An 18,907-nucleotide genomic window follows, 5' to 3' on the forward strand; every position below is an offset into this window, starting at 1 on the left:
CGGACATCAAGGAATCCGGCACACCCGAATGTGTCCCACGCACAGCCACCGCGACATGATTTCAGACAATGCCTGAACACGTGCAGAACGCTGGCGCGCCTTGATATTGGGCGGACGGTCAAATCCGATCACTGATTCGTCAGTGACCGCACCACAATAGAACCCGCCCCCAAAGCGCACAAGCCGGCGGATTCTGGCGTAGCTGTAGGCAAAGGCGCAAGGATGTGTAGCCCGAGATAGTGTTTGGAGATGTCTTTTTAAACGTTGGTGTTTATCGAGCCTCATCGCATCCCGATCTAAAATCGATCCAGGCACGTGTTGCCAGAGATCACCCGAGCTTGCCCCCGGATTGCGACCACACCCAACAGTCAATCAATAATTTGTAAGTAATTATTGAGCGCTAAGCCTGCCTCGGGCATGCTGCGCGCAGCACATTTACATGGACAGTAAAACTTTATGCACCCCTCCCAGGACATGCCCATTCTTCTTGCGTACACGCTGGCCACCTCCGCATTATTTTGGCAGCCGATATCCCCCGCCCCCCATATCGACTCCATTCAGGTCAAGGAAAACTGAAACTTTGAAAAGGAACAATTCATGAGTGGCAAACCCGCTGCGCGAGTTACAGATCCAACCAATTGCCCGCTTCCTGGGCATGGCACAAACCCTATTGTCAGCGGCTCGCCCAATGTGAATTTCGACGGCCTTGCCGCCGCTCGAATGACCGATAAGTCCGCCTGCGGTAGCCCAATCACCGGCGCCGTCAGCGCTACGGTTTTTATCAATGGGCTGAACGCTGCGACCAAAGACAGTACCGGTGGCCACGGCAACGTGGTTATCGGCGGATCCGGCACGGTCATTATCGGCGACACCGTCGTATCAGCACCTTTCAGCGGTCTGACGTCGATGCCCGTGCACTTCAGCGACAAGTTCAGGCTTATTGACGACGAGTCAGGGGAGCCGTTAGCTAATCTTGATTACGCCATTCAGCGAGCTGACGGCAGCATTGAGCACGGTGTCAGCGATTCAATGGGGTATACGCACTTAATTAGCTCGCACCTTGCCGAAACGATCCAACTGTTCTTGGAGGATTGAAAATGGATGTAGGTACAACTCAAGAAAACTACCGTGTACAAGGCTCCATGGCCAAAAGCATAAACTTCATTATTTCCACTCTCCAAAACAGCCACCAGCAGAGCGTCAAAGAAAATAACGGAAGTTTTCCTCATGGCTGAAGTCATTAGCAAAAACGGCCGAAAAATGTCATCTGTAGCCACCAGAACGGTGACGCCTATCAAAGACTCCAGCCCTAAAGCTGTATCCGTAGACGCAAAGCAACAAAAGAGGCGTGCCGAAAATGCGGAGTTCTTAAAGAATAAAAATGTGAAGGCCTTTCTGGATACGTTGGCACAAGTCGAGGGTGGCGATTATCACGCGAAATTCGGATATGGTTGGGCAGCTGGCTGGAAATCCGGGAAGTGGACATTCAGTGATGAGTCTACTCACCCAGGACCAGGTCATGGTGGTTCAACTACAGCTTCTGGAAGGTACCAAATCACGAAAGCCACATGGTCGGAATTCTCCGTCAAAGCAATGGGGCTATCTGACTTCAGCCCAGGAACGCAAGACTTGATTGCCGTTGAACTCCTGCGCAACGTGAGTGCCATCGAACCACTGATCGGTGGCGACTTAAAAACTGCAGTTGGAAAAGCATCAAAAAAATGGGAAGCGTTGCCCATGGGACCGGGCTTGGCAAATCGACCAATCAATGAAAAGCCTTCCGGCCAACCTTATACTGAGTACGACGAATTAGAAAAAATATATAAAGGCTTGGGCGGTACTGTTAAATGAAACTAAAAATATTAGTCATCAGCCTTTTATGTAGCGTCAGTTTATTTTCTAGCGCAGCAGACGTTCCCATCAAAGAGGGAATGCCATTTTCGAAAGCCCGAAAAGCTTTGATCAAAAATGGCTGGAAGCCGAATCCGTCCTACTCAGGTGAGTTCGGGGTCGAAAACGTCATCCAAAGAAAAGGCTTCATTGAAATCGAGTCTTGCACGGAGGGCGTACGTTTCTGCAGCTTCAACTACATCAAGAACGGAGATTGTTTAGGTGTAGGAACTGTTGGCGAAGAAGTGAAAGACATGAAAGTTTATTCCTGGAACTTCAAATGCCCTGAAAAGGATTGAAACCAGACATCGACAACAAAGTGATAACAAAGGGGACTGATTTATTTTATAGAAATAAATCAGTCCCCTTTTTTTCACGGCACCCTGGCGACTCGCGATAGCACTTGATAGACGATCGGTTTCTCATGGTGCTTACTCGAACAGTCCTAAATATTCCGCCCATCCATACAAAACCAGAATTCCCAGCAGAGAAAATGCATTCAATCGATATGGAATTTCGACCCACCGCCGCAAATTCAGCGGAATGCTCCGGACATCCTCGAGGGCGCTCGGATTATCCAGCAACAGGCGCGAAGGACGTTTACGAAGCAAAGCAGTGATCAGAGTGAGCCTGTACCTGCGCGCCCAAAAACCGGAAAGTCCCTTCTGCGCGCAGTTGTGGAGCAGATAGCAATTTTCAAGGTGCGACTCAATTTCGGAAAGCTTGAAATACCCGACATAGATCATCAACAGAACGTTGGAGATGATCAGCACCAGTAACGCAATGCCAGTGGCGGCGAACAGAATTTTGATTTCAGTCATGAGGAGAGTCTTCGTAAACGACCTCACCGAAGGACTGATTTTCTTTTTGCCCCATTACAAAAAACCTCTGTATTTCCCATACAGCCAAAGCAGTGACGTCCCGCCGCACACGAAATAGCCGACATGAAATGGACTCGTCGCCCAGAACCTGAGTCCTCTGGGAAGGCGGTCAACGGCTTCGATCAGCAAGGGTTCCTGCCGTTGGATACTCTTGGACGTAATCAACCGGCTGACAGCGGTCATCCGCTGAGTTCTCGAGTAAAAACTTCCCCCTGATGAACCACAGTCCATGGATAGGTACAGCCACTCATCAAAGTGTTTTTCCAGGGCATCGAGTTTTGTATAAACGGCGTAGAAAATCATTGCGCAGTTGATCACGCCTAATAGGATCAGCGCTCCCCAAGCCCAAGCATATACAGTGCCGTCGACTTCTATCATTCGGAATACTCGTAGATTTTTTGTCCTAAATACTCACCACCTTCAGTCATCTGAGTTCCTGTCTCCACGGACCCTGCCGCACCGACCACAAGCACACACACGAGTTTTCCCATTCCTTTCAATTTCGCGCATACCGCCAAACCTACTTTCCCTCCGATATATCCACCAGCAAGAGCTCCAGCGGTACCGCCGACCATTTTCCCTCCCTCTACAAACCTCACTTGCCTGCATTCCGCCTCGCGGTCGGACGCGCAGACCTCGTAGATTTTTGAGCTGGATGCGCCCAGTTGCAGTCCTATGCCGAGGTAACCACCTCCCTTCATGAACTTCGCTGCTCTGGCAACGCCCGCGATGTTGGTTGCATATCCGGGCAGTTGTGCCGGTGCGCCTGCTTTGCCCCATCGGTGAACAATTCGGCGGCTGGACAATCCCAGTGCACGTTTGAGTTTTGGATGATCTGGCAAACCGGTGCCTTTGCGTACCAGCGGCCCAAGGCTGGCATCCAGTTTCGCCATCAGACGTTTGCGTTTGGCAAAGAACTCTGGGGAATGTAGATGACGATGTTGGGTGTATTGCTGCTGATGCAGTTGATCCAACTCTTTGAGGGTATTTTTCAATCCTTCCAGATGCTGCCCGATCATGAATGACGCAACGCCCAATGTGCCTGCCGACACCTCCAGAAACGGCTCAATGACCTCATGATGCTCAACCATGAACGAAGCTTCTTCATCCGAAAGGTCTTTCAACGCCTCGTTCACCTTCTCTGCGGCGGCCATCATCTGTGCTTCTTCGCGCCGGCACATGTAGTTGCGAGAGTCGCTGAACAGGACCATTTGGCCAGGTTTGACCTGCTCACCGAGATGTCGATTGAGAGAGCGGAATTCGCGACGCAATGCGTCGCCGGGCCTGATTTCGTACAACTCCCGCTCAAGCGCTTCGAGGGTCATGGGTTTCTGAACGATGTGGAAACCTGATTCAGCCGGTTGCGGCAAGGTGTAGGCGTGTTCCTCCACCAAGTGTTGTGCAGGAGGTGGCTCGGGTTTTGGGTTGAAGGCATTCCAGGAGGCGCCGCCGTTGTCTGTAGCCATGCGCGGCTTCACCAGTGCCCACTCACCGCTACGCACAGCATCGATGAGTTTTCGCTCATTCGCGCCCTGCATGTAGTTGTTACGATGCAGGCCCAGGGCGTTTAACAAGTCGTCGAACCCGGGCAAGTCGTCCGGGCGATTCAATGCCTGTTTGAAATGTTCCATGGCTTGGTGGGTATCAAGGATCTGCTCTCGCTGGCCATTGACCTCGCTTTGTGGGATGAGTCTGGTCACATCCGTGTCCCGTTCTGAAAACGGAGGACTTTGGCGAACGGACTCAGGTTTGAATGCAGGATGGATCGGTGTTCGGTGTAGGGAAAATCCGGTTTTCTGACTTGCAGACGCCGCGCTCAAATCATCAATGTTTTATGGCGGTACTGGGTGGGGTAGAAAATAGATTCGTCCCCAATGTTTGGGATATTTTGGGCGCTACAAACCGGCTGGAGAAACTGTCAAATGAAGGCTTCGACCCTCGCACTTGCCGCGCTTTATTGCATGGGTATCAGCGCAACGTTTGCCGATGCCTCACAGGCGCCAAACGACAAGCGCGGGCCAGCAGGTATCGTCGTCGGTGAGTGTTTGGCTGCGGCCAAGTCCAAGCTAGTCAAACAAGGCTGGAAGCCGACGCGGATGCATACCAACGACGGCTATGAATACAGCGGCGTAGAGAAGGAGCTGGCTGCACACAAGCTCTTCGAACTGGATACCTGCTCTTTCGATAGCTCGCGCTGCATCCTGTACTACGCGAAGAAAGGAACTTGCCTACGCGTCGATACCATCGGCGAGCAATTCAATGACATGACGGTTACACGATGGACCCGCGAATGTCCTGAAGCACCTCAATAACCAAACGAAGCCAACGCGGTAATAATCTACTGCTCCCACAGGTTTCAGCGTCATACACAACATCTGCAATCAGCATCAAACCCTGTGGGAGCGAGCCTGCTCGCGAAAGCGCCAGAATGGACACCCGATCAATCACCGGGTGATCCCGACACCCGCATCACCCCGGCAATTGCAAATTATCCAACGCCCGATTCACCGCCAACTCCCCGAGCATTATCAACTGCGCAATCCCCAACAACGCCCGACGCTGCGACGCCGGCAACAGGCTGGCGACGTTCTGCGCGATGGTTTGGGCCGAAGCAAGTGTCTCACTGGCATCAATCAGCAGTTCTTCGTTTTTGTTGTCCGCAGTCACGGCGTACATCCCGCGGTTTTTACGTGGTGGCGGCGTGGAACCGGGCGGACAGAGGTAATGGTCGAGCGCGCGGTCTGCGGCTTCGTGGAGTTTTTTCGAATCGAGGGATTCGTAGGGGGAAACCGAGTCGGTTTCGGGCGGATTGGGTGTTGGTTTGATCATGGTGAAGCTCCATTTTATACCTGGTGGAACCACCAACACCTGTCGCTAAACAAGTAAGGGTGGCAGCTGTGCGCGGGTTAGCGAACCGAGAGGTATAAGACCCGGCAGACCCGAAGGTCTCCCACGCACAGCCACCATATCGTCATCGCAAACGGCTGCGACAAACTGGAGCGTCGTTGTACTTATACCTGGTCGGGTCGCTAAACCCGGTCGCTGGGTTGCCAGCGACCCATAGACGATATAGACCAGGTACAAAGCGTACAAGCCGGCGGATTCTGGCGTAGCTGTAGGCAAAGGCGCAAGGGTGTGTAGCCTGGGAGAGTGTTTGGAGATGTCTTTTTAAACATTGATGTTTATCGAAGTTCATTACTTCACGTTTTCCATAAAAAGATCCATCCTCTTAAGCCTTTGCCCTACTCCAGTCCAATGGTTTCCATGGCGGGCGCCCACCAAAGCGTCTTTCATTGCACGAGACATAACGATCATTGCCCCCTCACCTACTCGACCATATCCAGAGGCAGGAATCGGCCAAAAGCTGCTCGTTAAAGCGCCTATTAAACTAAGGTCGGTTCAATAGTCCATTCATGATACTCAGTGAGTTGATATAGCACGCCCTGCAATGCTCTAGGCCGCTCATGCTCACTTACGGTAATATCCGGGATATCTCAGAATTACCGAAGGTTAAGAAATGGACGTCATCCAAATGTCGGTATCGCTGCATGACCTTGGCCTCGCCTATCGCAAGGCCAAGGTTGACCTTTACTATTCAACCAACCCCTCGCTGTTCGACATTGCCAACTATGAAGACGACCTGAGCAAAAATCTGACCCGTCTGAAAGAGCAGATCGAAGCCGTGAACGAGGATTGGGTGAAAGACCCCGCATTTCTGGGCACTTGGACGCTTGCCCCCAAAGAAATCCAGATTGTTAAAGGAAAACAGGATCCAAGTCTGATCTTCGCCTCACCGGAAGCCGAGTGGCTAAGCGCGACTGAGGCTGGCAACCACCCCACTGCCGTATTCCGCCTCATGGCCCGCTGCAGTATCGATTTTCATGTGCTGTCAGCGCTATGGATGATGGAAGTCGGAGACCTCTTCGACAAGCAGCTCAGCAGCAACGTCTTCGGCAGCCGCCTGCGCCGTAACCGGCACGAGAAGATCAATACGTGGGCCCTTGGATCATTCCAGCCCTATCTCAGACCCTTCCGTGAGTGGCGCGACGGTGGCATCAAGGCAATGCGTACGGCCCTGAGCGAGAAGAAAAAAGTATTGGCACTAACAGCTGATGTAAGCAGTTTCTATCACGAGCTAAGCCCTGGCTTTATGCTCGACGACAACTTCCTCAAATTAGCCAAAATTGAACTGAGCAAATCACAGTCAAAACTGAACCGCCTGTTCATTTCCGCCTTGTTGACTTGGGCACAAAAAACGCCACTAGGGAAAGGTTTACCCGTAGGTTTGCCTGCGTCTGCCGTTGTCGCAAACGCGGCGCTAATCAGGCTCGACCAGTTCATCGAGCAACAAGTAGTGCCACTGTATTACGGCCGTTATGTGGACGACATTCTGCTGGTAATGGAAAACGCAAGCGACATCAAAAATACTGAGCAGTTTTGGGAGTGGATCTTCAGTCGCGACGGCGGCAAGGACCTGCTCAAAAAAGATAACGGCAGCATTCTATTCAAACCTGGCTATCTCAAAGAAGACCGCATTGCATTTGAAAACAGCAAAAACAAGCTGTTCATCCTTGCAGGGTCGGCAGGTACCGCTCTGGTCAACGCCATTTCCGAACAGATCAACCAACGTGCAAGCGAATGGCGCTCTTTACCCGATTTGCCGAACGCGCCCAATACCGTGGCTACGGACCTGCTCAAAGCTACCAACCTTGCCGGAGAGCAAGCAGATAATCTGCGGAAGACCGATGCACTGACGCTGCACCGCGCGGGTTTTGCCCTCAGCCTTCGCAACTATGAAGCCTTCGAACGCGATATCCCCCCGGAGGATTGGCAAGCACACCGTCATGCCTTTTTCGCAGCAGTCATCGAGCATCTGCTCGCACCAGTTAAGTTCTTTGAATTGGCTCAATACCTCCCACGCATCATCCGCATGGCTACAGCTTGTGAAGATTTTGAATACCTAGACAAGATCATCAATGCACTGGATCGCCTGATTATCAAAGTTGAGAGCGACTGCACTCTAGCGATAAAAAGTCTGGCCGCTGCCAACGTGCCAGCCGAAGCCCGACATTTATGGAAACGATCCATCTGGGAAGTAACAACTCAGAGCATCGTCTCTGCGTTTCCTTCCCGTCTGAGCAAATCGGGGGCTACAGCCTGGAAGAACCAAATGACCGGGCATATGGAGAGCCTTGCCTTCGTCATCTGGAGTAACTTCCTAGACAAGCCAATGAATGTCACTAGCCAGCACATACAGAAGCTCCAAGCTCGGCTATTCAGCTTCGATCTCGCCCATATCCCTTTGCGCTTTTCTGGCCTGCCTCAGGAAATGGTCTGCCAGCGCGGGATTCCACTCCGTAGAAATCTCGCAACTTTTGACATAGAAGAATTATTGCCTGACGAGATGAACGACGGCATCGCCATACTGGCGAATTGGCTCAGGCTTAAACGTGGCATCCCGTCTGGTCTAACCTTCGCCACTCGACCATTCAGCCTCAATGAGCTCTACCTCATAGCCCCCACCCCTTTTGCCGCGTCTAGCCGCCAGACACTGGGTTTGGTGGTGCAAGCACTGCGAGGTTTTGAGCTTACCGAACACAAGATGCCACACCTCGACAAAAAGCAGGTTTTGCATATCCCGGACGGAAAACCCAATGCCAAACAAACCATCGCCGTGGCTAGTCTGGAAACCAAAGATGAAAGCTTTACCGCCGCCATCATGGGGTTGCCCGATCCGGACGGACTGCACCGTTACCAACGCATCAATCGCCTGATAAATGAACTGATCTCTCGGCCTGACGGCGCTGGTTACTTGATCCTCCCGGAAGTGTCTCTACCACCCCAATGGTTTATGCGTATTGCCGACAAACTCAAAGGCCGCGGTATATCTTTGATCACCGGAGTGGAGTACCTCCACGCACCGAGAAAATATGTTCGCCACCAGGTTTGGGCTTCGTTAACCCACGACGGTCTTGGGTTTCCTTCGCTGATGCTCTATCGCCAAGATAAACAACGGCCAGCATTTCATGAGGAGCAAGAACTCTCTCGCCTCGCAGGCCTGCAAATGCAGCCCACTCAAGATCAACAGTGGCAAAAGCCTCCGGTCATCCAGCATGGTGATTTCCGCTTTGCCGTCATGATCTGCAGCGAGCTGACCAATATTCGTTACCGCGCAGACCTACGCGGCCAAGTCGATGCGCTCTTTATTCCAGAGTGGAACAGCGACACTGATACTTTCAACGCACTGGTGGAGTCTGCCGCATTGGATATTCATGCCTACATCATCCAGTGCAACAACCGGCGTTTCGGCGATAGCCGCATCCGCGCCCCCTACAAAGATCGGTGGAAGCGGGACATATTGCGAGTCAAGGGAGGTAACCACGACTACTGCATTACAGGTGAAATCGACGTCCTGAGCCTACGCCAGTTCCAGTCCAGCCACCGCTCGCCGTCCTCAGGTTTCAAGCCTGTGCCAGATGGCTTTAACGAGGACATGGCATCGGATCGGAAAGTATTACCTAAAGGGGCTTAGACCTAACTTGATCAAGCAGGTTTTACCGTTCCTCATTCGTGCTGGTCCAGGTTTTTTTGAAGTCCGTATCCAATCACAAGGATGACTCGCCCCCTGCCTATCACCTCAATCAGGAACGGCGCTCCTACATATGTTATGAAATACGTGAAAGGTGCAAGTTTAATAAGGGAAATGACCGAATCGCATCTAGTTGCGTGGGCCGCTCTGAACGTCTTATCGGGCAGCAGTGGTCCGCTTCAGGCAGTTAGCGGACTTTCACTCAGTCTGCTTTGTCGATAAGCAGCTAAAATCATTCTTTGCTTATCCGCCTATGTCTTTTTGCCGAATCACTGGAATCTGTACTTTAGAAGCGCTTCCTCAACTAACCGCAAAGCGACTCACTCTGAGAATCACGGCCTCACCAACCTAGGCAACACCACCCCCTCCCCCAACCTCTCCACCCCCAACCGCACCCTCTCCCCACCCTGCTCAATCACCACCCCATCCCCCTCCACCGCCACCAACCTCACCCCAGGCCCAACCCTCTCCCCCTGCAAAAAACTCCTCGGCGGCCCATCGTTCAGGCTCAGTATCGCCACCGCCCCGCGACTCCCCGCCATCACCCCGCTCACCTTGATGTCCATCGGCGCCGTTTGATTGGAAAACCACTGCAACGCCGGGCTGTCACTGCGCGTCGCCAGCCATTGCGGGGCCGCTGCCGGGGTGTGTGATTCGGCGGAGGTCAGCAGCAGCGACGACCACGTCGCGACGCCGACCAACGCTGCGAGCAGCGCGAGGGCCTGGACCATTTGGGGTGGGGAAACGCGTGCGGTGAATCTCATGGGTTGAATCTCCTTTTTATCCCTGCTGTCAGCCTACGCGGCAATTCTCTCCGTTTTATTTCACACGCCTTACATGTTGGCCGTGCAGGATGGCGCAGGACGCAAAGGAGCGCGCGCGCGATGAACAGGCAACAGGGTTTTACGCTGATCGAGTTGATGGTGGTGCTGGTGATCATCGGCATCGCCAGTGCGGCGATCAGCTTGAGTATCAAGCCCGATCCGTTGCAGTTGTTGCGCAAGGATGCCGAGCGCTTGGCGCAGTTGCTGCAGATGGCGCAGGCGGAGGCGCGGGCGGGCGGATGGCCGGCCGATTGTGTGGGTGAGTGATGCCAAGGGGTTTCGGTTTAGTCGGCGCAGTGACAGTGGCGAGGGGTTTGATCAATTCGAGCTGGTGGTGAGTCCGGCGCTGGATCGCGGCGATGTCGCGTGACCCGGGGAATTGTAGTCGTAGCTTGAGGCGACTAAAGCGGGACTCCCACGCTGTGGGCCCATTTAGGCTTTCGAAGGGGTTTCGTACAACCAAGGCTCTCAATTAGACAAAGTGCTGATAACCTACAGCGCCACTATTGAGCCATCATTGGCGCCAACGCTCTCACACCATGGATGGAATCAAAGCCATGAATACACTGATCACAGCAGCATCAGACCAAACCCGTGGTATTACACCACCTAGAACGTGGCAAGAATTCCAGAGCTTCTGCGTGGACGCTTTTCCGTTGGTACAACACAAATACAGCATAGGTCGTCGCCCGACTGCCAATTACTGGGTGTCGTCCGGATACGGAAAAAACGGTGACACTCAGAACGGAGTGGACATTTTCGACCATTCTTCAGCCGCGACAATGCAATGCAAGCGTGTCGAAAAATTCAATAAGGGAGATCTTGAAAAAGAGATTAACGCCCTGAAAGGCTACCACGCGCCTCTCAGCGCGCATTTCATAGTCACGTCACTCGAGGAAACAAACCAAACGGTGAGCACATTCGTGACGCAGCACAACACTGCCTTAGAGGATGAGGCGCACCCCGGACAGGTGCCTCCCATGCTGCCCGCGGTACGACTCCCAAAGCTGTATGTGCTGAACTGGCCGGAGATTAAAGCGATTCTTTGTACCGACTTATTCTTGGCATGGAAGTGGGGTTTTTACTTGGCCCATCCGCAATACCATAACTTAAACGGCGTTGATCTCAAGACCGTGATCGGCGCCGCCAACACCATGGGGTGTTCGTTGCCACCGGGTGGGGGCGGCAAATCTCCCAGAGTCCTAGATGCGATCAATGTCCTGACCCAATCGTTGGATGCCGTCGCCATTGCCTCGCTGGGCGAAAAAGAGAAAGTTGCTTCCTCAACTATTCATGGAATGAGGGTATTTCTCGAACTGATGGATGAAACGCGCGACATGGCTCGAAGGGTCAAACCAGCGTTAGCACAGTGCGAGAGCCTGGATGGTGTCAGCAAGCGCGAAGGACTCAAAGCACTTAACCACATCGTAACTTTTCAGGCGCGTATTGAAGCTTACAAATACTTGAACCGACTCGCGGGCATGATCGATCGTCTAGTGAATAATCTTGATCATGAGCATTTTTTTTCATTCGGGCAGAAAGAAATTCACTATGAGGAAATGTCCATCTGGGATACGGACGAGAGCATCCGGTACTACAATTTTTCTGACAGCAAGTCGGAGATGCCGCCTTGGTACATTCCGGCACAGCCGCTATTGCAAGATGCACGATTCATCGCGAATGAGATTCGCAAGGTTAGAGTGAACATAAAGCCACCAAACATTAATTTTTGATACGAAGAGCCGCGCAAACTCAACGTTGATAACCGGTGAAGCACCGGTGCGGAGCCGAGAGTGCTCCGCCCTGCACTGCGCGCTTAGCACCTTGCCAAGCGCGTTTGCTTGCCGCGAATGTCTTGCATAACCCGCCTTTTTCACAATCAATACTGCATTCGCTGCAAATATGAACTGCAATTAACCCGACTCTTACTTTCAAGCTGGCCTTTAGACTCTTCCCACAATCATCGTAAGGAAGCGTTCAACATAGTCACCACTGGCATCATCCCTTAACCGGTGGGCCTCAAGCCATGCTGCTTGAGCAATCCGCCGCACAAACACGTAGTCCCGGCGAGATCTGGGTGCTGGGGAAATGCGTGCGGTGAAGGTCATGGGTTGAATCTCCTTTTTATCCCTGCTGTCAGCCTACGCGGCAATTCTCTCCGTTTTATTTCACACGCCTTACATGTTGGCCGTGCACGATGGCGCAGGACGCAAAGGAGCGCGCGCGATGAACAGGCAACAGGGTTTTACGCTGATCGAGTTGATGGTGGTGCTGGTGATCATCGGCATCGCCAGTGCGGCGATCAGCTTGAGTATCAAGCCCGATCCGTTGCAGTTGTTGCGCAAGGATGCGGAGCGTGTGGCGCAGTTGCTGCAGGTGGCGCAGGCGGAGGCCCGCGCCGATGGCCGGCCGATTGTGTGGGTGAGTGATGCCAAGGGGTTTCGGTTTAGTCGGCGCAGTGACAGTGGCAAGGGGTTTGATCATTTCACTGAGGATCCGCAGTTGCGACCGCGTGCCTGGCAGAGTCCGAAGATGGAGGTGCGGGTGGAGCCGAAACAGAAGGTCGTGCTGAAAGCTGAGTGGATTAATCCGCCGCTGCAATTGACGTTGTCGGATGGCTTGAATCGGTTGAGTGTGCTGCGCGATGGCGCGGGCCGGATCAGTCTGCAATGAAGCGCCAGCAAGGGTTTACGCTGATTGAGGTGATGGTCGCGATTCTGTTGATGGCGGTGGTGAGTTTGATTGCCTGGCGCGGGCTGGACAGTGTCACGCGGGCGGACAGTCATTTGCAGGCTAGCAGTGAGCAGAGTGACAGTTTGTTGCGGGCGTTGAATCAGTTGCAGCGGGATGTGGAGATGCGGGCGGGGATTGAGTTGACCGAGCCGAAGAAGGTTGGTGTGGATGATGAGCCGCCCACTGCCCCGCCCGCGATTACTGTGCGTAGTAGCGACAGTCAGGGGTTTCGGCTGGACATCATTCGTACGGCGGCGGATCAACCGGGGGCTTTGCAGCGGGTGCGGTGGTGGGTCAAGGGTGACACGTTGTATCGGGCGGTGGCTGAGGCGCGGAGTCGGTATCCGTTGCCGGCGCCGACGGGTGGGGTGGCGGTTTTGAAGGATGTGAGTGATGCGCAGGTGCGGGTTTGGGAGGTGGATAGGGGGTGGCGGCAGTTGAGTGGTAATCGGCGGGAGGATCCGTTGGGGTTGGAGATTCGGTTGAGTCGGGAGACGGCGCAGGGGGTGGAGAAGTATCGGCAGGTGATTGGGCCATTGGAGTGATGCGTATACCTGCACATAGGATATTCCTGGAGCTGCCGCAGGCTGCGATCTGTTGATGTTGTTTTTAAAGACAAGATCAACAGATCGCAGCCTTCGGCAGCTCCTACATTGGGATTGGGTGCGGTCAGTTGGGGATTGGTTGGCTAGCAGGTTGGCTCCCGATATCAGCTTCAGCAGCGTGAATATTCCAGATCCCCCTTAGCTTAACCCTCGAACATCACATACACAGGCTCCAGGTCTGAATCTGGAAATACCACAACATAGTCATCAAAAGTGACGTTGGCCTCGCCAGGAAATGACTCTATCAAAGGTGTGTGCGGTGACTGGAGACTGCTCATTCGATAATCGGCAATGGACGTCAGTGGCGAGGAATTCTGCAGTATTTCAGGCAGGCGCCAGATGATCGTGAATGGAGCGTTGCCATCAGCCGTGAAACTGTAAGTTTGCGAGGACTCGTTCCACGTTGCGGGTCGCACTCTTACACCTGGATTCAGCTCTGTGGCGCTGACAGGCGATATTGCCACCTGGTGCAGGCTTTTGATTTCTCTGATGCCTTGAAACAGAGTTCCACTCGGCACGGCATAGTGGCCGCTGCTCATTCTGAAAGGGACATCGATGTTCCCTTTCGTCGCGGCAAGATATTGCCAATCCAGCCCCTCAACCACCAGAAACTCGGATAAAGGTACGCAAACTCCGTAACGACCCAACTCCGCGCGACTGCGAAATTCGAAACGCAATACGGCGGCATATTGAACTGGATCCCTCTGCACACTGGAGGTGATTTGCCACGTGAACTCCGCGACGGCCGAACGAATGGATTTTTGCAGCTCCACGCGATGGGATTCCAAAGTGCGCGACAGTTCACCATCGATCAATACCGCCGGGCGTGCATTGACGGAAGCAAGCGGAGCAAACAGCTGCACAGGCGCCCGGGGCAGTCCTGCGTCCTGTCGATTGCGCAGCTCTACAAGTTTTGTCTGGGCCGTAGTCAACAGCATCTCGGCCTCTTCTTGAAGCCGCTTGAGTCGCTGGTTAATGGCATTCAGGCTCGCCACATACCGGTCGTAGGTCGCGCCAAATTGCTGAGCAATGTTTTGCCACTGACCCCGCTCGGCCTGCGCGTAATTCACCTCACGTTGCGCATTGTCTCGCTTGAACTGGACGCTCATCTTCCACAACTTGTAACCGTGAACAGCTAAACGGGTATCGAACTCGGCGATTTCTACACTGCGTAAATCCTTTTCAAACTCCGAAGCAGATATTTGAACATTCGAACGCTTGCGCAAATTGCCAATTTGTTGTTCGAGAAGAGTGAGCGCCGCTTCCGTAGCCCGCTGTGAGGTAGCCAGATCAGCACTGGTTTTTTGACTATCAATCAATTGCTGGGCAATGCGTTGCTGGGTTATTTGCGCCCAATTCATTGGGGCTGGACTGGCCGGTGGTGCAGGCGCAGCAAGCGAGGCCTGTCCCTTGAATGCAACGCTCCCCTGTTTACGGTGCCAATCCTTGACGTAGTAGACGACAGAGCCAGCGGAGTTTGGATTAGGGTCTTCATCAGGGTGATAGAACAGCAGATCGGCGCCTTTTGGATGACCCGCTATCTGGTCAAAATGATTGATCAACCGATCATGATCGGCGTTTGGCAAATCGACAGCCCAGATTCTATCGACTAAAGCTTGGAACTCGGGTTCGGTGTAGTCCTTGAGGGTTGGTTTCAATTGCATGTTTTAAACTTCCTTGTTTTTGCGCAATGGTGCAATCCATTAACGGCACCCGCCCGATCGACCGCTGAGCGGGCGCCACTTAGTTCGTTATCGAGTGACCATCACTCCGTCTTGAAACCTGGCTTATTATTGCGTGCACGCCATTCTTTAACTTCTTTCAGAACTCCCTCTGGGCTGTCCTCTTGTCCATCCTTGGGATAGAAAATTACGCCAGAGCGATCGGGGTGTTCGGTAATTTTCTCGAAGTGCTCCACCAGTTTGTCGGTGTATTGGCCCAATGCGTCGCCTTCCAGAGGGTTTGAGTAATCGAAAAACTCACGAACAAATAGTAAAAACTCGGATTCCGTATAGTCTTGAAGCCTATTCTTGAAGAGAATCATTGATTTACTCCTTATGTTTTTCGATATGCCGCTTCGCAGTCATAATCAGTAAATTCTCCATATCGTAAACAGCGCCTCCATTCGCGACTTCATGTTGATGATGGATCTCGAATTTTTTCCTACCCCCGACTTGATGAAATGGAATCGGATAGGTTGGTTTCAATTGCGTGATCTAAACTTCCTTGTTTATTAGTGCAGCGTTCAGCGACGGCACTTGCTCGGTGGTCGAGCAAATACCGTCGCAGAGGTCCTCGATTCGAAATGTGCTTACTCAGTTTTGAAGCCGGGTTTGTTGTGACGTGCCCGCCACTCTTTGACCTCTTCCAGAATCCCCTCAGGACTGTCTTCCCGACCTGCCTCTGGGTAAAAAATGACGTCTGAACCATTCGGGTGTTCGGTTACCAGTTCAAAGTGTTCAACAAGCCTTAGCATGTATTTTTCAAAATCATCGGGTGCCAAATTATCTCCTCCTTCAAAAAGCTCTCGAAGAAAAGCGAGAAATTCAGCCTCTGTGTAATCCTCAAGACGAGATGTGTCTTTCACTGTTGATTGCCTCTTTGATGTACACGGATATGGCGTCGCGGCGTCATTACAAGAATATTTTCCATGTCAAACACTGCTCCTCCTTTTGCTATCTCCACCTGATGGTGCAACTCAAATTTTTGTCTACCTCCATGGTGCTGATCTTTTGACGGAAACGGGGCTGTTCCTTTGTGCATGAGTCTCAAGTTAGTGACAGTGAACTGCTTGCTCAAATTTTCATCATCCGCCACCAACCTCCAAAACGCCTCTCTAAACCGATGAAAATTGGCAAACTCTTGTCCTCGTAACGTGTCAGCAATCTGCTTCGGAATCGGTGCTCCATCCGTACGCGCCGCCTCCCCCAACCAGACCCCCATCACGTCCTGCCCGACTCCCGTCGCCACCCCCGGATCATCCCGCCGATCCAGAAACAACACATCCGGCGAAGGCAACTCCATATCCCCCGGGAACCCGGGAATACTCGCACCAACCTGCCCTTCATCGACAGCCGGAAACGTCTCGTTTGCCGGTAGGATCGGGATGACAGGCTGGCCGGGATAAACCACGGGCGGCGACGGAGCAATCGGTTTGGTGGTTGATCCAAGCTGCTCCGTTCCCGGCGGGACAAGTGGCGTCCAGGTGCCGATTCCCACGGGAGGAACCGGCCAAGGCTGAATGCTTGGCAATACACCTCGACGACCATGAGCACTTTGTGGCGTGGCAATGCTGATCCTGTCGAGGTTGAACGGGTTGGCGCCCGCCTCTGCGTTCTCCTGAAAACGCAGTTCGAATTCACGCCGTTCTCCGACCCAGGTGTTTTTCGGTGCGTAGGGCGCGAAGCCTTTTTCGACGCGTTTTTTGTTGACCTCATCGAACTGCTGGCTGAGTGCCGGTTGCTCGCCAAGGGTTCGCCACAATGCTTCGTCAAAGGCTCGGAATGAGGTGATTTCCCGGCCGCGAAGTTGATCACCCAACTGGGTGGGTATGGCGGCGCCTGTCGTGCCTGTCGATTGCTTCCACCAATTGGCAGTGGCGGTCTGGCCGGTACCGGTGACAATGCCCGAACCCATGGGTGGCGGGCTGAAGGACAGGTACATCGGTGCCGAACCGGGCAGACAGATAATGCAATCCTGAATGCGTAGATCAGCGCCCGCTGGCAGGTTCTGCGTCAGCGGTGGCAGTAATGCAACACGGGCTTGGCTTGAAGCGGTTTGCGTAACGGGCGTGTCCGCCGTGAACTGCAAATGCCTGCTCGGAGAACCGGGCACTTGTGCGGTGTAGTTGCCGGTCTGAGGATCAAGTACCGCGTTGATGACCGGCACCTGGCTGCCGATCTCATTGCCAGTGGCGACCACAATCACTGCGGTCCCGTCGGCTACCGGCTCGGTTTTGAGGCGGTAGGGCATCTCGACCGAACCGCTTGAATCGGCGATCGATCGAAGTGCTTGCTCATCAGAAAGGCCGAGTGTCTGAACGGGAACGGCGACAGACTGGAACAATCGCCGCCTCTGCTCTGGCGTCAGTTCACCATTGCCCAGTGTCGGCGAGTACACTGCCGCGAAGATCAAGACCGTCGTTGGTTGAGGTACAAGCAAAGTGAGGGAAAGCTGACTGACCGCTTTTTGCACAGCGGTTTCAATAACCTTGGCCACTCCCTCGGCCACCAACGAACCGGCTTGCGTCAAAAACGTCGCACCCGCCGCCAGCGGGGCAGTGAGTGTGTTGACCTGCTTGAGCCGGGTTACGCGGGCGTCTTCATCCACCTGCTGCTTGAACCGGACTCGGGCTTCACGCTGTTCAACGAACTTGCGCTGCGCTTCCCAAATGGCTTCCCTTTTGCGCCAGACCACCGTTTGCTCTGCGTGATGGCGGGCAAGCGCCGCTGATCTATCGCGCAGGGCATTGATTTGCGTCTCTAATAAACGCGCTTCATGAGCCGCGTTGTAGGCGTTCTCCCAAATCAGGTGACCGTCATTGAGCGCTTGGCCGAACTGGCCCAGTCGCGTCAGATAATCATTGGAGGTACGGGTCAGCGGATCGTGGCCATCGAAGGACTGGGCCAGTGCATTTTTTGCGTTGAGTTCGGCGGATTTGCGAGCGAGCAGTCCGTCTGTTTCGCTTTTTTCACTGGTGATGGTGTAGAGCTGCCAGCGCTCGGTCTGAGTGGCCTGAGGCGGTCTTCTCGCGGCAAGAATTTCCTGTTCCAGCGCTGAGCCGAGTTGTTTGGCCTTTTGCGCGAATCGTTGATCGGCTTCAGCTCTGATCGCGTCATGGCGTTGCGCCAAGCCTGCCAGAAATTGCACAAGCGCCTGATGCTGCGCTTGTGCCTGAGCTTGCTCCTGAGCCTGCGCTACAGCTGCCTGTGCTTGAGCGGCTTCGACTTGCGCTCTGGCAAGCGCCTCGGCCTGCTGATTTGCCTGGGCCTGACGATGAGCCGCCAAAGCGCGTTTTCGAGCTTTCTGCTTTTTCTTGCTGGTGCCACCAAAACCGCCGGAAACACCGCCGCCACCACCAAAGCCGCTACCCGACCCTCCACCCGAAGCAGGTGGCCCGGATCGGATGACGACGCTACCTGACGATCCATCGTTGAATGTGTTTTGTGCCATACAGTCACTCCTTGTCTGTAGGGCACAGCGTGTCGATCAAGCGGTAGTCAGGTGCGGTACATAGTTATTGCGAATGTAAAAAATCGGGTTACTGAGCCAGCTAGCGATGGCGCGGCGTCAGTCAGCTCTATGAGTGCCTGGTGGACGACTATCGCCAGCAGGGCTGGCGACCACAGGGGGATTGGGTGAAGTCAGTTGGGGATTGGTTGGCTG

The 18,907-nt window shown here is 53.6% G+C and carries 18 protein-coding genes and 1 pseudogene; 9 read left to right on the forward strand and 10 right to left on the reverse strand.

Annotated features, from left to right (window positions below; all coding sequences use genetic code 11):
- Window positions 1–597 precede the first annotated feature (597 nt).
- The 3 genes from ACIOWE_RS07575 to ACIOWE_RS07585 all read left to right on the forward strand — a co-directional run bounded on the left by ACIOWE_RS07575 (window position 598) and on the right by ACIOWE_RS07585 (window position 2,189).
- Window positions 598–1,095 carry a PAAR domain-containing protein gene (locus ACIOWE_RS07575; RefSeq protein ID WP_201203104.1) on the forward strand — a complete coding sequence of 166 codons (498 nt, stop codon included), beginning with the start codon at window positions 598–600 and terminating at the stop codon, window positions 1,093–1,095.
- A 132-nt stretch (window positions 1,096–1,227) separates the two neighbouring features.
- The gene (locus ACIOWE_RS07580) at window positions 1,228–1,851 is read left to right on the forward strand and encodes a hypothetical protein (RefSeq protein ID WP_401389329.1); all 624 of its coding nucleotides are present in this window, start codon (window positions 1,228–1,230) and stop codon (window positions 1,849–1,851) included.
- A complete protein-coding gene (locus ACIOWE_RS07585) occupies window positions 1,848–2,189 on the forward strand; it encodes a hypothetical protein (RefSeq protein ID WP_242487269.1) in 342 nt (113 codons plus the stop codon). Before ACIOWE_RS07580 ends, ACIOWE_RS07585 begins: the two co-directional genes overlap by 4 nt.
- 132 nt (window positions 2,190–2,321) lie before the next feature.
- Here the strand turns inward: ACIOWE_RS07585 and ACIOWE_RS07590 are convergent, their stop codons facing one another.
- From ACIOWE_RS07590 to ACIOWE_RS07600, 3 genes are read right to left on the reverse strand one after another with little or no spacing between them, the layout of a single operon-like run.
- The gene (locus ACIOWE_RS07590; RefSeq protein WP_401389332.1) at window positions 2,322–2,711 is read right to left on the reverse strand and encodes a hypothetical protein; all 390 of its coding nucleotides are present in this window, start codon (window positions 2,709–2,711) and stop codon (window positions 2,322–2,324) included.
- Between the two features lie 54 nt (window positions 2,712–2,765).
- Window positions 2,766–3,149 (reverse strand): hypothetical protein, encoded by a 384-nt coding sequence (locus ACIOWE_RS07595; protein ID WP_401389335.1) that lies wholly within the window; start codon window positions 3,147–3,149, stop codon window positions 2,766–2,768.
- Window positions 3,146–4,471: a hypothetical protein gene (locus ACIOWE_RS07600; protein ID WP_401389338.1), complete on the reverse strand. Its 1,326-nt coding sequence runs from the start codon at window positions 4,469–4,471 to the stop codon at window positions 3,146–3,148. The genes ACIOWE_RS07595 and ACIOWE_RS07600 overlap by 4 nt, the downstream gene beginning before the upstream one ends.
- 222 nt (window positions 4,472–4,693) lie before the next feature.
- On the opposite strand from ACIOWE_RS07600, the gene ACIOWE_RS07605 reads away from it, so the two are divergent.
- Entirely contained in the window at window positions 4,694–5,083 is a 390-nt protein-coding gene (locus tag ACIOWE_RS07605) for a hypothetical protein (protein WP_401389341.1), read from the forward strand.
- Window positions 5,084–5,240: 157 nt separating this feature from the next.
- Here the strand turns inward: ACIOWE_RS07605 and ACIOWE_RS07610 are convergent, their stop codons facing one another.
- A complete protein-coding gene (locus tag ACIOWE_RS07610) occupies window positions 5,241–5,600 on the reverse strand; it encodes a DUF6124 family protein (RefSeq protein WP_401389344.1) in 360 nt (119 codons plus the stop codon).
- Window positions 5,601–6,288: 688 nt separating this feature from the next.
- On the opposite strand from ACIOWE_RS07610, the gene ACIOWE_RS07615 reads away from it, so the two are divergent.
- Complete coding sequence (locus ACIOWE_RS07615) at window positions 6,289–9,303, forward strand: RNA-directed DNA polymerase (protein ID WP_401389347.1); 3,015 nt, start codon at window positions 6,289–6,291, stop codon at window positions 9,301–9,303.
- A gap of 389 nt (window positions 9,304–9,692) precedes the next feature.
- Here the strand turns inward: ACIOWE_RS07615 and ACIOWE_RS07620 are convergent, their stop codons facing one another.
- Complete coding sequence (locus ACIOWE_RS07620; RefSeq protein ID WP_401389350.1) at window positions 9,693–10,124, reverse strand: type II secretion system protein N; 432 nt, start codon at window positions 10,122–10,124, stop codon at window positions 9,693–9,695.
- A gap of 120 nt (window positions 10,125–10,244) precedes the next feature.
- Between ACIOWE_RS07620 and ACIOWE_RS07625 the strand changes: the two are divergent.
- The 4 genes and pseudogenes from ACIOWE_RS07625 to ACIOWE_RS07640 all read left to right on the forward strand — a co-directional run.
- A pseudogene (locus ACIOWE_RS07625) lies at window positions 10,245–10,509 on the forward strand (prepilin-type N-terminal cleavage/methylation domain-containing protein); the annotation flags it as partial.
- A 232-nt stretch (window positions 10,510–10,741) separates the two neighbouring features.
- A complete protein-coding gene (locus ACIOWE_RS07630; protein ID WP_401389353.1) occupies window positions 10,742–11,917 on the forward strand; it encodes a hypothetical protein in 1,176 nt (391 codons plus the stop codon).
- A 493-nt stretch (window positions 11,918–12,410) separates the two neighbouring features.
- Complete coding sequence (gene gspH / locus ACIOWE_RS07635) at window positions 12,411–12,857, forward strand: type II secretion system minor pseudopilin GspH (protein ID WP_401389356.1); 447 nt, start codon at window positions 12,411–12,413, stop codon at window positions 12,855–12,857.
- Window positions 12,854–13,462 (forward strand): prepilin-type N-terminal cleavage/methylation domain-containing protein, encoded by a 609-nt coding sequence (locus ACIOWE_RS07640; RefSeq protein ID WP_401389359.1) that lies wholly within the window; start codon window positions 12,854–12,856, stop codon window positions 13,460–13,462. Before gspH ends, ACIOWE_RS07640 begins: the two co-directional genes overlap by 4 nt.
- 203 nt (window positions 13,463–13,665) lie before the next feature.
- Here ACIOWE_RS07640 and ACIOWE_RS07645 read toward each other — a convergent pair whose 3' ends face one another.
- From ACIOWE_RS07645 to ACIOWE_RS07665, 5 genes are all read right to left on the reverse strand, one after another.
- On the reverse strand, window positions 13,666–15,186 hold the full coding sequence (locus tag ACIOWE_RS07645) for an S-type pyocin domain-containing protein (protein ID WP_401389361.1): 1,521 nt from the start codon (window positions 15,184–15,186) through the stop codon (window positions 13,666–13,668).
- Window positions 15,187–15,287: 101 nt separating this feature from the next.
- Complete coding sequence (locus ACIOWE_RS07650) at window positions 15,288–15,566, reverse strand: bacteriocin immunity protein (RefSeq protein ID WP_401389364.1); 279 nt, start codon at window positions 15,564–15,566, stop codon at window positions 15,288–15,290.
- Between the two features lie 4 nt (window positions 15,567–15,570).
- Complete coding sequence (locus tag ACIOWE_RS07655; protein WP_401389367.1) at window positions 15,571–15,729, reverse strand: HNH endonuclease signature motif containing protein; 159 nt, start codon at window positions 15,727–15,729, stop codon at window positions 15,571–15,573.
- A 104-nt stretch (window positions 15,730–15,833) separates the two neighbouring features.
- On the reverse strand, window positions 15,834–16,109 hold the full coding sequence (locus ACIOWE_RS07660) for a bacteriocin immunity protein (RefSeq protein WP_401389370.1): 276 nt from the start codon (window positions 16,107–16,109) through the stop codon (window positions 15,834–15,836).
- Complete coding sequence (locus tag ACIOWE_RS07665) at window positions 16,106–18,694, reverse strand: S-type pyocin domain-containing protein (protein ID WP_401389373.1); 2,589 nt, start codon at window positions 18,692–18,694, stop codon at window positions 16,106–16,108. The genes ACIOWE_RS07660 and ACIOWE_RS07665 overlap by 4 nt, the downstream gene beginning before the upstream one ends.
- Between the last annotated feature and the right edge of the window lie 213 nt (window positions 18,695–18,907).

The organism is Pseudomonas sp. NPDC087598 (assembly GCF_044743525.1).
Taxonomy (GTDB): Bacteria; Pseudomonadota; Gammaproteobacteria; order Pseudomonadales; family Pseudomonadaceae; genus Aquipseudomonas.